This is a genomic window from Maritimibacter fusiformis (assembly GCF_008086115.1).
GTDB lineage: Bacteria > Pseudomonadota > Alphaproteobacteria > Rhodobacterales > Rhodobacteraceae > Muriiphilus > Muriiphilus fusiformis.
On record NZ_VSIY01000005.1, the window covers coordinates 19,557 to 33,321 of the forward strand.

At 66.3% G+C, this 13,765-nt stretch carries 13 protein-coding genes; 7 read left to right on the forward strand and 6 right to left on the reverse strand.

Annotated elements, in window-relative coordinates; translation table 11 throughout:
- The first annotated feature begins 98 nt into the window (after positions 1–98).
- Entirely contained in the window at positions 99–818 is a 720-nt protein-coding gene (locus tag FVF75_RS07725; protein ID WP_246138031.1) for a helix-turn-helix transcriptional regulator, read from the forward strand.
- A gap of 93 nt (positions 819–911) precedes the next feature.
- Here the strand turns inward: FVF75_RS07725 and FVF75_RS07730 are convergent, their stop codons facing one another.
- Complete coding sequence (locus FVF75_RS07730) at positions 912–1,493, reverse strand: lytic transglycosylase domain-containing protein (RefSeq protein ID WP_148377404.1); 582 nt, start codon at positions 1,491–1,493, stop codon at positions 912–914.
- A gap of 197 nt (positions 1,494–1,690) precedes the next feature.
- On the opposite strand from FVF75_RS07730, the gene ssb reads away from it, so the two are divergent.
- Both ssb and FVF75_RS07740 read left to right on the forward strand, forming a co-directional pair.
- Positions 1,691–2,182, forward strand: a complete 492-nt coding sequence (gene ssb, locus FVF75_RS07735; RefSeq protein WP_148377620.1) for a single-stranded DNA-binding protein — start codon at positions 1,691–1,693, stop codon at positions 2,180–2,182.
- Between the two features lie 101 nt (positions 2,183–2,283).
- Positions 2,284–3,360: a site-2 protease family protein gene (locus FVF75_RS07740; RefSeq protein WP_148377405.1), complete on the forward strand. Its 1,077-nt coding sequence runs from the start codon at positions 2,284–2,286 to the stop codon at positions 3,358–3,360.
- A gap of 64 nt (positions 3,361–3,424) precedes the next feature.
- Here the strand turns inward: FVF75_RS07740 and queA are convergent, their stop codons facing one another.
- Together queA and FVF75_RS07750 are read right to left on the reverse strand one after the other, a co-directional pair.
- Positions 3,425–4,495 (reverse strand): tRNA preQ1(34) S-adenosylmethionine ribosyltransferase-isomerase QueA, encoded by a 1,071-nt coding sequence (queA, locus tag FVF75_RS07745; protein WP_148377406.1) that lies wholly within the window; start codon positions 4,493–4,495, stop codon positions 3,425–3,427.
- A complete protein-coding gene (locus FVF75_RS07750; protein WP_148377407.1) occupies positions 4,492–7,809 on the reverse strand; it encodes an AsmA-like C-terminal region-containing protein in 3,318 nt (1,105 codons plus the stop codon). The genes queA and FVF75_RS07750 overlap by 4 nt, the downstream gene beginning before the upstream one ends.
- 87 nt (positions 7,810–7,896) lie before the next feature.
- Between FVF75_RS07750 and bcp the strand changes: the two genes are divergently transcribed.
- The 3 genes from bcp to FVF75_RS07765 all read left to right on the forward strand — a co-directional run bounded on the left by bcp (position 7,897) and on the right by FVF75_RS07765 (position 10,486).
- Positions 7,897–8,370 carry a thioredoxin-dependent thiol peroxidase gene (gene bcp / locus FVF75_RS07755; protein WP_148377408.1) on the forward strand — a complete coding sequence of 158 codons (474 nt, stop codon included), beginning with the start codon at positions 7,897–7,899 and terminating at the stop codon, positions 8,368–8,370.
- Between the two features lie 267 nt (positions 8,371–8,637).
- The gene (locus FVF75_RS07760; protein ID WP_246138032.1) at positions 8,638–9,954 is read left to right on the forward strand and encodes a M23 family metallopeptidase; all 1,317 of its coding nucleotides are present in this window, start codon (positions 8,638–8,640) and stop codon (positions 9,952–9,954) included.
- Positions 9,944–10,486 (forward strand): bactofilin family protein, encoded by a 543-nt coding sequence (locus FVF75_RS07765; RefSeq protein WP_148377410.1) that lies wholly within the window; start codon positions 9,944–9,946, stop codon positions 10,484–10,486. Before FVF75_RS07760 ends, FVF75_RS07765 begins: the two co-directional genes overlap by 11 nt.
- Before the next feature lie 66 nt (positions 10,487–10,552).
- Here FVF75_RS07765 and FVF75_RS07770 read toward each other — a convergent pair whose 3' ends face one another.
- Positions 10,553–11,341, reverse strand: coding sequence for a DUF2189 domain-containing protein (locus FVF75_RS07770; protein ID WP_148377411.1), 789 nt, complete (start codon positions 11,339–11,341; stop codon positions 10,553–10,555).
- Between the two features lie 80 nt (positions 11,342–11,421).
- Complete coding sequence (gene lipA, locus FVF75_RS07775) at positions 11,422–12,375, reverse strand: lipoyl synthase (protein WP_148377412.1); 954 nt, start codon at positions 12,373–12,375, stop codon at positions 11,422–11,424.
- 198 nt (positions 12,376–12,573) lie between these two features.
- Here lipA and FVF75_RS07780 point away from each other — a divergent pair, with 198 nt between their 5' ends.
- Complete coding sequence (locus FVF75_RS07780; protein ID WP_148377413.1) at positions 12,574–13,110, forward strand: peroxiredoxin; 537 nt, start codon at positions 12,574–12,576, stop codon at positions 13,108–13,110.
- Between the two features lie 78 nt (positions 13,111–13,188).
- Here the strand turns inward: FVF75_RS07780 and FVF75_RS07785 are convergent, their stop codons facing one another.
- Entirely contained in the window at positions 13,189–13,749 is a 561-nt protein-coding gene (locus tag FVF75_RS07785) for a DUF4167 domain-containing protein (RefSeq protein WP_148377414.1), read from the reverse strand.
- Between the last annotated feature and the right edge of the window lie 16 nt (positions 13,750–13,765).

Here is a 13,765-nt window from a genome sequence, read left to right on the forward strand (position 1 = left end):
GCTGCCGCGCCATGCAACAACAAAAATCGCTCGTTTCTCCATTCCGTGTCCTTCCTCTTGCGCGACTGGCGAAAGGCGGGCGCTGGCGGACCGAAGCGATGCGCAGTTACGGCGCGCCGGTGCTGTTGTGGTTCACCCGTGGCCAGGGCCGAATCACGATGAACGGCCGCACTTCGGGCTATACCGCGCATAACGCGGTGTTCATCCCCGCCGGCACCATGCACGGGTTCGAGATGAATTCGACGGTGCACGGCATGATCGTGGTGTTTCCCGCCGGGGTCGAGGAGCAGTTGTCGCTGCCCGACGATCCGGTGCACCTGCGCCTCACCGATGCCGAGCAGCATATCGAGCTCAACCGCCTGATCGACGCGATCCAGACCGAGCTTGAAAACGGCGCCACCGCGTCCGACCGCGCGCTCCTTTCGCATGCCGGCCTGCTGTCGGTGTGGATCGAGCGCCAGATGCGCGGCCATGAAGTGGAAGAACCGCGCGAGGATGCCTCGGTGCGTCTCGCCGCCGCCTTCACCTCGCTGGTCGAGCAGGATTTCCACTCGCCCAAGACGGTGCGCGACTATGCCAAGACGCTGGGCGTGACGCCGACCCATCTCAGCCGGGTCTGCAACAAGGCCTGCGGCCGTCCGGCCAGCGCGATCCTGGCAGACCGGGTGCATTACGAAGCCCGCCGCCTGCTGACCGAAACCCATATGCCGGTGAAGGATATCGCCCGCGCGTTGGGCTTCGCCTCGCCGGCCTATTTCACCCGCGCGTTCACCCAGCACACCGGCCGCACGCCCTCGGCCTTCCGCCGCGGCAGCTGAGCGGGGGCGCATCGCGCACACTCGGCAAAAACCCGGCGCCTCGGGTCTCAGTCAGAAAAATTATTGGAAACAGGGGCTTACCCCCGGGGTACCTCAGCTTCCGAGGATCGCCACGACATAGCCCTGGGTCTCGGCATAGGGCGGCACGCCCTCGTGTTTCGCCACCGCTTCCGGCCCGGCGTTATAGGCGGCAAGCGCCAGTCGCCAGGATTTGAACCGGTCGTATTGCTGCCTGAGATAGCGTGCGCCGCCGTCGAGGTTGTCGAGCGGATCGGTCGCGTCCACCCCCAGCCGCGCCGCCGTGTCGGGCATGAGCTGCGCAAGCCCGAGCGCACCCTTGTGGCTGACCGCCGACGGGTTCCAACCCGATTCCTGCTGCACGAGGCGCAAGAACAGGTTCTCGGGGATGCCGTGCTTGCGCGCAGCGGCCCGTGCGGGCTCGAGGTACTGGCCCCGGTAAGACCCGGTGAACGGCGGGATCGCGCCCCCGGCTTCGGGCGCATAGGTCGGCGTCAGGCGCACCGATCCGCGGTATTGATCCGCCGCGCGTCCGTCCAGAACCTTGAGTGCCGCCGCAAAGCCCGCGCCGCCGGAGGACGAAAACAGCGTTTCGGCCGATCCGGGCAGGGCGCCAGCCAGCATCAGTGCCGTTGAGAGCAGCATCGCCTGTCGCATCACATTCCCCCGGTTCCGTCGCGGCCCATTCGTCCCGCCAAGTCGACCGGGACAGTCTAGCGCAATTCGCGCGACGCTTCCAGAGGCGGGTGCGCGCACGGGAAATGCAGACCCGCGCGCGGGAATTTAACCTTTCCTTCACCGTGATCGGGTGTTGTAAGCATGGAAACGATTTCAACGGATTCGGGAGCTTCGTCATGGCTGGGTCGGTCAACAAGGTCATTCTCATCGGCAACCTGGGCGCCGACCCGGAAGTGCGCAATTTCCCCTCAGGCGGCAAGGTCTGCAACCTCAGGCTGGCAACGTCGGAGACGTGGAAAGACCGCAACACCGGCGAACGGCGCGAACGCACCGAATGGCACCGGGTCTCGATCTACTCCGAACCGCTGGTCCGCGTGGCCGAGCAATATCTGCGCAAAGGCTCGAAAGTCTACATCGAGGGTCAGCTCGAAACCCGCAAGTGGCAGGACCAATCGGGGCAGGACCGCTATACCACCGAGGTCGCATTGCGGCCCTATCGCAGCGAGCTGACGATGCTTGACGGGCGCAGCGGTGGCGGTGGCGGCGACGATTTTGGCGGCGGCGGCAGTGGTGACGACTACGGCGGCGGCGGATACGGTGGTGGCGGTGGCGATCGCGGCCCGGCCCCGGCCGGCGGCGGCGGATTCGACGACGAGATCCCATTCTGAGCCGCCCCCCGGCCCTTTGTCGCGGGGCTTGAGACAGCCTGCGCCCGACCACATCTGAAGAAGGCGCGCCGCGTCGGGCGCGTCTCAAACGCGGGGGCGTCATGGCCTGGTCATTTCCAATCGGACGTCTGTTCGGCAGCGAACTCAGGGTTCACGCGACCTTTTTCCTGCTGATCGCCTGGATCGGCGTTTCCGGCTATTTCGCCGGCGGGGTCGCGGGCGCGGCGCTTTATGTCCTTTACATCCTGATCCTGTTCGCCTGCGTGGTCGCGCATGAATTCGGTCACGCGCTGGTGGCGCGGCGCTTTGGCATCCGCACCCCGGACGTGACCCTTCTGCCGATCGGCGGGTTGGCGCGGCTTGAGCGGATGCCGGAAAAGCCCTCCGAGGAAATCCTGGTGGCGCTGGCCGGCCCTGCGGTGAACGTGGTGATCTTCGCAGTCCTGGCGCTGATCTTCGGCCTCGAGGCCGCGGCGACGCCCCTGACCGAGATCTCGCTGGCCACCCTGCCCTCGCAGATCGCGATCCTGAACCTGATCCTTGCGATCTTCAACCTGCTGCCCGCCTTCCCGATGGATGGCGGCCGGGTGTTGCGCGCGCTACTTTCGCTGACCACCGACCGGGTGCGCGCCACCCGGATCGCGGCGACCGCCGGGCAGGTGCTGGCCTTCGGCATGGGCCTGTTCGGCCTGATCTACGGCAACCCGATGCTTCTGCTGATCGCGTTTTTCATCTTCATCGCCGCCGGGTCGGAAAGCTCGGACGAGCAGATGCGCGAGGTCGCGCGCCGGATGATGGCCCGCGATGCGATGATCACCAGTTTCGACGCACTGGCCCCCGACGACGGGCTGGACACCGCCTCGGCGGCGCTGATCCGCACCACCCAGCACGAGTTCCCGGTGATCGACCCCGGCAGCGGCCGGTTCGAGGGGTTCCTGACACGCGACGCCCTGTTCAAGGCGCTGGCCGCGCCCGAACGCCCGCGCCGGGTGGCCGATATCATGCTGCACGAGGTGCCCCGCGCCAGCCTGATGGAGGGGCTCGACACCGTGCTGGCCCGGATGCAGCCCGGCACCGCCGCGGTCGCGATCCTGAGCGAGGGCGACCGGATGATCGGCTATATCACCCGCGAAAACGTGGGCGAGTTGATGGTGGTTGCCAACGCGCGGCGGGGCTGACGCGCCACGCCGGGTGCCCCCGGCCCGCCCGATCCGTCGGGAACGAAGACCCCCAACTGGTCGCTCAGTCGCCCTTGGGCAACAGCAGCGAAGCGTCGCCGTAGCTGAAGAACCGGTAGCGCTGTTCGATGGCATGGGCATAGACAGCGCGCATCCGCTCCAGCCCCATCAGCGCAGACACCAGCATCATCAGGGTCGACTTGGGCAGGTGAAAATTCGTCATCAGCGCATCGGCGATCTGAAAGGTGAAACCGGGCCGGATGAAGATGTCGGTCGGGCCGCGCCACGGCGCGATCCGGCCCCGCCCGGTGGCCGCGCTTTCGATCAGGCGCAGCGCGGTGGTGCCGACCGGGATGACCCGGTGCCCGGCGGCCTTGGTCGCGTTGATCTCGTCGGCGGCAGTCTGGGTGACCTCGCCCCATTCGGCGTGCATCTTGTGGCCCGACAGATCGTCGGTCTTGACCGGCAGGAAGGTGCCGGCACCGACATGCAAGGTCACGTGGGTCATGGTCACGCCGCGCGCCCTGAGCGCCGCCAGCAGGTCCGCATCGAAATGGAGCGAGGCGGTCGGGGCGGCCACCGCCCCCGGCGTCTCGGCCCAGATCGTCTGGTAATCGACGCGGTCACGCTCATCGGCGCGGCGCTTGGCCTCGATATAGGGCGGCAGCGGCATCTGCCCGGCCTCTGCCAGTGCCGCATCGAAATCGGCGCCGGTCAGGTTGAAGGCGATCAGCGCCTGGCCGTCATCCCGCCCGATCAGGGTCGCGGACAGGCGGTCGGAGAACACGATGCGCTCGCCCTCGGCGACTTTGCGCAGCGGTTTGATCAGCGCGCGCCAACGGCCCTCGGGCGCAGGCTCGAGCAGTGTGACCTCGATGCCCGCGACAGCCTCGCCCCGGTGCCTCTTGCCGCGCAGGCGGGCGGGAATCACGCGGGTGTCGTTCAGGACCAGCCGGTCACCGGGGGACAGGATTTCGGGCAGATCGGTGACGATCCGGTCGGCGGTCCGCCCCGGCGTCGCCACCAGAAGCCGCGCCGACGAGCGCGGTCGCGCCGGGCGGGTGGCGATCAACTCGTCGGGCAGGTCGAAATCGTAATCCGACAGCCGGGCGCCTTCGGGCAGGTCATCGCTCATTCTTCGGGCACCTTCGGCGGCGGGCGGCGGAAGATCTCGCGAAAGGCCCCGGGGGTCAGGATCGACAACGGGTTCAGTGTCACGTCCGGGCCGTCGTAGGGCCCCTTCAGCGTGAAGTTGAAGCCGATCAGCCCTTCGCCGTCGCGCGGCGAGAACAGGCGCCCGAGCGCGTTGACGAAATAGAACGGCGACAACACGCCCTGCATGTCGATGCGCTCGTTCACGAGGTCGTAATAGCCGTCGAGCGAGATCCCCATCGACACACCCACCGCCGAGGCGCGGTAGAGCGTGACCGCCTCCGGGGTCAGGCGAAAGCGTCCGTCGACCGTGGAAAAACCGATGCCCTCGCCGCTCAACTGGTCGAGCAGGCCGACCACCGAGACCGCCGAGAGCAGCGTCGCCATGGTCGGGGCCTCGACGATGCGGGTGTCGGTGATGGTGAACTCGCCCTCATAGGTGCCCTCGCCAGCGACCGGGGCAAGCACCAGTTCCAGGTTGCCGCCGCGGGCAGTGTCGAACACCCCGGCCCCGCGCAACACGCCGCCCGCGTCCGCCGACAGGATGCGGAACGCCAGCCCCTCTGCGGTGGGGGCGACGCTGCCGCGCAGGGCCGCACCGCCCTCGACCTGGCCGGTGAAGGTGCCGCGCATTCCGTCCGACAGGTCGAGATCGGCGTTGACCCCGAGCAACTGGATGCCCTCGGAGACGATCATCCGGTCAAGCCCCTGGATGATCAGCGGTTGGCGCGGGCCGGGCGCGCCACCGCCCCCGCCGCCGCCGAAATCGGCCTCGCGCAGGTCGATCGTGCCGCCGGTCATGCGGATCGCGAAGGGGGCATCGCCGCGCCCTTCAAGCACGATCGGCGCGTTGAGCCAGTTGCCGACCCGCACCCGTTCGAACCGCGCCTCGCCGATGCCGCCACCCTCGGCGGTCGTGATCCGTCCGCTGGCGTCGAGCCCGGGCGCGCTGAGCTTGAGCACCTCGACCACGGTGCGCTCGCCCAACGTCGCCTCGACCTCGAGCGATCCGGTGCGCGGCGGCGTCTTCGACCAGCCGAGCTCCGGCACCGCCAGCGCCAGGCCGGCCAGGTCCGAGCGCAGCGTCAGGCGCGGATCGGAGTCGGAAAAGTCGATTTCGAACTGGCCGCGCCCCTCGCCCGCGATCATCCCGTCCGACAGGCCGATCCCGAACTCGGCCAGCGAGCGCGGATTGATGGCCACCGTGCCGGCGATGCTGCCGGCGCCATCGCTTTCGGCCAGCGGCAAGGTCCATGTGCCCGAGGCCTCGGCCTGTCCAATCGACACCGGGCCGGTGATCTCGATCGCCTCGTTGCTGGCCACAAGCTCGAGCCGGTCGGCCAGGATCAGCTTGTCGGGGATCAGCATGTCGCTGCGCACATCGGTCAGTTCGCCGGTGATCGCATAGCCCGGGTCGATCTCGTCCAGCGAATCCTGGTTCCAGGGGAAGGTCACGCGCCCGCCGATCCGCGCCCGGCCGCGCGCCACATCGGGTCCGTAGTCGGTGCCTTCGAAGATCGTGAAGGGTTCCAGCGCCAGGATCGACAACGCCCCCCGGATCGGGCCGGCCATCTCGAGGTTGAGCACGTCGTAGCCGCTGTCTCCGGTCTCGACCAGCGACAGGAAGCTCGAGCCCGACACATCCATGACGCGCCCGTCGGGGGCCTGCATGGTCCCGGCCTCGACCACCGCGGTCATGCCGCGGGGTTCCTGCACCAGATAGCCCAGTTCGATCTCGACATCCGGCAGGCTTTCGAGCGGGCGCACCACCGCGTCGCGCACGGTGTAGACCCCGTTCATCGCGATCTCCTCGGTCGGCTCCTTTCGCCAGGCGATCCGTGCGTCGAACACCTCGCCCGCCAGCACGTTTTCGGCGACCCAACTGCGGGTATAGGGGCTTTCCTCCAGCGGCCACAACGCCAGCACATCGGCGCGGCTGGCATGGTCCACCTCGCTGTCCAGCGCGATGCGCCACCCCTCGCCCGTCGCCTCCACCGTCCCCGACGTCTCGAATTTCGAGTCGCCGCGAAAGGCCACCGCCTGGCCGATGTCGATGCGGAACGGGTCGAGCCGAAGCCTCACATCGGCCATTCCCCGTTCGATGACCAGCGGCGCGGCAAACATGCCCGGCGGGTTCAGGCGTGCCTGGTTGAGTTCGACCTGGCCGATCATGCTGCCGGGCCAGCCGCCGCGGAAATCCGACAGGTAGACATGGCCCTGCGCATCGGCGGTGCCGACCTCGGAGGCGACGGACGCCCCGAGAAAGTCGATCCGCTGGCTGGCCGGGTCGTAGTCGATATAGACCTTGGCGCCGTCGAACACCGCGGGTTGGGCCCCCGCCCCCGGCGACAACGCGCCCTCGCCGATCTCGAGCGTGCCGACCAGTTCGGAGATATCGCCCTCATCCGAGATCGCGGTGCGCAACGCGCCGGCGATCGGCGCGTCGATCACCGACAGGAAGGCCAGCGCCGGCGATTGCGCCGCGATATCGGGCGCTGCGGCGTTTTCGAACCGGGCCGAGATCGACGCCTCCGACCCGGCCTTGGCCGAGCGGATCGAGAATTCGGTCGATGCCAGTTCTTCGGTCTGGTTGAAGACATCGAAATTCACCACCATTTCGACCAGCTTGTCGGTCTGGGTGACGATCATGCGTCCGTCGGTGACCTGCCAAAGCCGCCCCGAGCGCGCATCTTCCAGCGTGATCGTCAGGTTCGATGCCTCGACCCGTTCGGACCCCGCGAGCAGCCCGTCGATGAACACCTGGTCGATGGCATCCAGCACCGTCGCCAGATCGCCGGTCATGCCGCTCTCCTGGCCGAGACTGAGCGCCAAAGACCCGTCCGAGAACCGCCTCAGCGTCATCTGCGCACCGCGCAAATTGACCACGGTCGGCTGCATTTCGCCGCGCAACGCCGGGATCAGGCGAAAGCCGCCCTCGACCCGGTTCAATTGCGCGAGGTCCAGCCCGGTGGCATCCTTGATGCCCACGTCGATCAGGCGCAGTTGCGGCCGACCGCGCGGGGTGACACCGAACTGCACCTGCCTGAGCGAGAAGCTGCCCCGGTCGACCGCGGCGTTCATCCGCTCAAGCACCTTGACCGCAACCCAGTCGGGCAAGGCGATCACCCGGCCGGTCAGCGACATCGAGGCCAGCACGAGAAACACCGAGGTGAACAGGATCAACACCAGCGTCCACACCCCGAGATGCCAGTGCAGCCGGCGAATGCGCGGCCGCCGGGTCATGCCGGTTTCGGGGCGCGACGGCAGCTGTGTTTCGGTCGGGGTGGTCTCGGTCATCGATCCGGTGCTTCGAGGTGGGTTCACATTCGCAGGATGGACCCATAGAAACATGCGTTTACGGGATCGCAAAATGGAAGTGAAGCAATGACTGACGCCGCCCTCCAACTCGGCACCAAAGCGCCGGATTTCACCCTGCCCCGCGATGGCGGCGGCAGCGTCACCCTGTCGGACCTGCGCGCTGGTCCGGTGGTCCTGTTCTTCTATCCCAAGGCCAACACCCCCGGCTGCACCACCGAAGCGCGCGATTTCACCGCCCTGCTGCCCGAATTCGAGTCCGCCGGTGCGACGGTCCTGGGGATTTCCAAGGACAGTGTGAAGAAGCAGGAAAACTTCGTTTCGAAACAAGACCTTGGAATGCCGATCCTGTCGGATGCCGAGGGCGAGGTGTGCGAAACCTACGGCGTCTGGGCGGAAAAGAAGATGTATGGCAAGACCTTCATGGGAATCCAGCGCACCACCGTTCTGATCGACGCCGAGGGGCGCATCGCGCGGGTCTGGGAGAAGGTCAAAGTCGCCGGCCACGCCGAAGAGGTGCTAGACGCGGTGCGGGCGTTGTGACGGCAAAACCGGCAACAATTCGGGCAATGCATGCCGATTGTCCGCATATTTGTCGTTGAAAACACCGGGACGGAGGGCCGCCCCGGCCCTGCGTCCGGGTGGATGCGGGCCGGGGCGGATCGGCGGAAACTCGCCGCCTGCGGCATTCCGGCCCGGAGAAATCCGGCCAAAAACATTGCCTTGAGAACAGGCAGCGGTTAATCACCCTTGAACGTGCGCGGTGCTGGGGAGCGCGTGTGCGACGGGATGGGACATCGGGACAACGTTTTGGTACGAAAACTCGCTTACCAGCTTAATCACAAGCTAGAACGCCGCTTTCCGGAACAGCGGCTGTTTCTCCGCTCCGAGGACGGAACGCGCTTCATCATTCTCAGCCCGGTGACCCAACTGGTCGGCTGGCTCGGAAGTGCCGCGTTCATTTCCTGGGCGATCATCGCCACCGCGGTGCTCTTGATGGACTCGATCGGGTCCGGCAACGTGCGCGACCGAGCGATGCGCGAACAGCAGCTTTACGAACACCGCTTGCAGGTGCTGGCCGACGAACGCGACGCGCGGGCCGCCGAGGCGGTGGCCGCACAGGAACGCTTCAACCTCGCGCTGGCGCAGATCTCGGAAATGCAGTCGGAACTGCTGTCGTCCGAGGATCGCCGCAAGGAGCTTGAGACCGGCATCGACGTGATCCAGGCGACGCTGCGGCGCACCATGAAGGAACGCGACGAGGCCCGCGGCGTGGTCGAGACCATGCTCGCCGAGGCCGGCGGCGAGAGCGGCGACGGCTCCTCCACCCGCCCTGCCGACCTGGGCAAGACCGTCGCCTTCCTTCTGGCCGCGCTCGACGAGACCGCGACCGAGCGCGATCAAGCGCTGACGGCAGCGGCGGAAACCAGGGATTTTGCGGAAAACCTCGTGTTCGACCAACGCCTGCGGGATGAGCGCAACGACCAGATCTTCCGCCAACTCGAGGACGCTGTGGCGGTGTCGCTGGAGCCGCTCGACCAGATGTTCGACGCGGTCGGGCTGTCATCGGAAAGCCTGCTCGACACCGTGCGGCGCGGCTATTCCGGCCAGGGCGGGCCGCTGATGCCGCTGGTCCTGTCGACCAAGGGTGCCGAGACCGACCCCGACACGCTGCGCGCCAACGAGATCCTGGGCGAGCTCGACCGGATGAACCTGTACCGGATCGCCGCCGAGAAGCTGCCCTTCGGGATGCCGGTGAAAAGTTCGTTCCGCTATACCTCGGGCTTTGGCACCCGCTGGGGGCGGCTGCACGCGGGCACCGACATGGCAGGGCCGGTCGGCACCCCGATCTATTCGACCGCCGACGGGGTGGTCACCCACGCCGGCTGGTTGTCGGGCTATGGCCGGCTGATCAAGATCCAGCACGAGTTCGGGATCGAAACCCGCTATGGGCACCTTTCAGCCATTAAAGTCAAAGTGGGGCAAAGGGTCTCGCGCGGGGATCGGATTGGTGATATGGGGAATTCCGGCAGGTCCACCGGGCCTCACCTGCACTATGAGGTGCGGGTGAACGGAAACCCCACGAACCCAATGACATATATCAAGGCAGCAAGAAATGTTTTCTAAAAGCAGGATCAACGAACCGGGGCCGAAACAAGCCGGTGACCGCGACACGAACCCCGCAGCAGAGGCGCCGAAACCCTCCATGTCCAATTCCGTTCCCGCCCCGTCCTCAGGGGCGACGAAGCCCAAGCCGCCGGCATCGACCCTGTCCGCCGACCTCGTGCTCAAGGGCAACCTGAAGTCGACGGGTGACATCGTCATTGAAGGCACCGTCGAAGGGGACATCCGCGCCCACATGCTGACGGTCGGTGAATCCGCTACCGTCAAGGGCGAGATCGTCGCCGACGACGTGGTGGTCAACGGCCGCATCATCGGCCGCCTGCGTGGCCTCAAGGTGCGCCTGACCTCGTCGGCACGGGTCGAGGGCGACATCGTCCACAAGACCATCGCGATCGAAAGCGGCGCCCATTTCGAAGGTTCGGTGCAGCGTCAGGAAGATCCGCTGAACTCGACCTCGAAAAAGCCGGTCCCGACTGGCCAGGGGCAACAGCCCCGCCCCCAGCAGCCCGCACCGGCCTCCAAGCCGAACGCCTGATCGCCACCGGGCGAGCAGACGACAAGGCCGCCCCTCGGGCGGCCTTTTTCGTTTCACAGCCGTCGCTCAGTCCTCGAAACTCATGCTGCGGCGGTAGAGATGCCAGGTCGCGTGCCCCAGCACCGGCAGGACAATGAACAACCCCATGAAGAAGGGCAGCAGCGCGCCCAGCATCAGAACCGCGATGATAAGGCCCCAGGTGACCATCGGCACCGGGTTGGCAAGCACCAGTTGGAACGAGGCGATCATCGCGGTGATGAAATCCAGCTCGCGATCCAACAGCAGCGGCAGGCTGGCGACGGTCAGCGCGAACAGCAGGAAGGCCAGGATCGCCCCGACCACCGATCCGACCGCCAGCATCGTCAGCCCGTTCGGCGTCAGGATCGTGTCCTGCCAGTTCGACAGGATGTTGGTCATCGGCATCAACCCGAGGAACAGGGCAAAGATCATGTGCGCGATGAACAGCCAGAACAGGAAGATCATGATGATGACCACCGCCATCGACGGAAACTGCCGGTCCTTCTGGCGCAGGATCACCCCCAGCACCCCGCCCCAGTCCAGCGCCTCGCCCATCTCGATACGCCGGCTGACCTCGTAGAGCCCGACCGCCAGGAACGGCGCCAGCAGCGGAAACCCGAGGGCCGCCGGGATGATCCAGTAGCTTTGGTCGATGAAGCCGAGTTGCAGGTAGATCACGATGCCGCCGGCCACAAAGAAGGTCGCGAAGAACAGCCCGAAGGCCGGCGCGCGGGTGAAGTCACGCCATCCGGCCCTGAGCGCGGCGGCAATATCGTCAAAGCCCACGCGTCCGATCTTGGGCGGCGGCGAAGGCGCAATCTGGGTTGCGTCGGTCATGTCTCTCCTTGCGGTGATGTTTCGCGCGAGGGGAGAGTGTTGCGGCGAAATGTCGCGGCGTCAAGCGGGCGATTGGCGGCTCAGGTGCCATGCCCCAGCTTGTCCAGCCGCGCCTGCCTGAGTCGGGCGAAATCGTCGCCGGCGTGGTAGGACGAACGCGTCAGCGGCGTGGCCGAAACCATCAGAAAGCCCTTGCCGTAGGCCGCGCCCTCGTAGGCCTTGAACTCCTCAGGTGTCACGAAGCGGTCGACGGCGTGGTGTTTGGGCGTGGGCTGCAGATATTGGCCGATGGTCAGGAAATCGACATCCGCCGCGCGCATGTCGTCCATCACCTGCATGACGCCCTGCCGGTCCTCGCCCAGCCCGACCATGATGCCCGACTTGGTGAACATCGCCGGGTCGATCTCCTTGACCCGCTGCAACAGGCGCAGCGAGTGGAAATAACGCGCGCCGGGGCGCACCGACGGATAGAGGCCGGGCACGGTTTCGAGGTTGTGGTTGAACACATCGGGCCGGGCCGCGACCACCACTTCCAGCGCGTCATCGGTGCATTTCAGGAAATCCGGCGTCAGGATCTCGATCGTGGTGTCGGGCGCGTGCCGGCGGATGGCGCGGATGGTCATGGCGAAATGCTCGGCCCCGCCGTCCTCGAGGTCGTCACGGTCGACCGAAGTGATCACCACGTGTTTCAGTCCCAGTTTCTTCACCGCGTCCGCCACCCGCCCGGGCTCGAACGCGTCGAGCGCGTTTGGCCGGCCGGTGGCGACGTTGCAGAAGGTGCAGCCACGGGTGCAGATCTCGCCCATGATCATCATGGTGGCGTGGCCCGCGCTCCAGCATTCGCCCACGTTGGGGCAGCCGGCCTCTTCGCAGACCGTCGACAGCTTGTTGTCGCGCAGGATCTTGTGCGTGTCGTTATACCCCTTGCCGCCCGGCGCCTTGACGCGAATCCAGGACGGCTTATTCGGCTGTGCGTTGTCGGGGCGGTGCGCCTTTTCGGGATGGCGCTGGTCGGGCAATTTGAGATCGCGCATGGATATCCTCCGTTGGCGCCTGTATTATCCTTTTCCGACAGGCCTGTCATCGCCATTCGGGCCGCGCCGCCTTGCACCTGCTGCATGCCGCGCAGCCGGGTTCTGTGGCATTGTGTCCTGTCTGGAATTGTTCTAAACGACCTCATGTGCCGGGGCTGCCCGGCGACGTTAACCAGAACCACCAAAAGGGGGTATTCCATGCATGTAGGTGTCCGCGTCCCCGAAGTGACCTTCAAGACCCGTGTCCGCGATGAAAGCATCGGCGGCGACAACCCGTATCGCTGGCAGGACATGACCAGCGACGACTATTTCAAGGGCAAGCGCGTGGTGCTGTTCTCGCTGCCGGGCGCGTTTACGCCGACCTGCTCGACCTACCAGCTTCCGGGGTTCGAGAAGAACGCCGACGCGTTTCGCAAGCTCGGCATCGACGAGATCTACTGCATGTCGGTCAACGACAGCTTCGTGATGAACAAATGGGCGCAGGGGCAGAACCTCGAAAACGTCAAGGTGATCCCGGACGGTTCGGGCGAGTTCACCCGGCGCGTGGGGATGCTGGTCGACAAGGCCAACCTCGGGTTCGGCCCGCGCTCCTGGCGCTATGCGGCGGTGATCGACGACGGCGTGATCGAGGCCTGGTTCGAAGAGCCGGGGCGCTGCGACAACCACCCAGAAGACCCCTATGGCGAAAGCTCGCCGGAGACCGTGCTGGAATACCTCAAGTCGAAAGCGGCCTGAGCATCTCGCCAGATCCGCAACGACAAAGGCCGCCCGTTCGGGGCGGCCTTTTCATTTTCACAGCGGGGATTCCGCGGATTACTCGCCGGCTTCGCTAGTGGCATCCTGCGGCGCGTCCTCGGGCGTGGCCTTGGGCTTGCGCGGGCGGCGGGTTTTCTTCGGCTTCATCTCGGGGGTCTCGACAAGGCCGCTGTCGGCGTTCTCGGGCGCGTCGCCGACAACGTCGGCACTGCCTGATGTGTCCTGGGCGGACCGGCTGTCATCGCCTGCCGCGTCATTGGCGCGCTTGTCCTCGCGCGGTGCGTCGGGCTGTTCCTGAGAGTCGCGCTGCTTTTGCTGCTGTTGCTGGCGGTCGCGGTTCTGCTGTTCGGACTGCAGGCGCTTTTCGTCGGCGTCGCGCTGCGCCTCGGCCAGAAGCCGAACGTAGTGTTCGGCATGCTGCATGAAGTTCTCGGCCGCCACGCGGTCGTTGCCGAGCGTCGCATCGCGCGAGAGCTGCAGATACTTGTCGATGATCTGCTGCGGCGTGCCGCGCACTTTGCCCTCCGGACCGGACGAGTCGAAGACCCGGTTGACGTTGTTGGCCGGCGAACGACCACGGTTCGACTTGCCGCGCGAACGTGATTTGGGTGATCTCATAAGCTTTTGGTTCCAG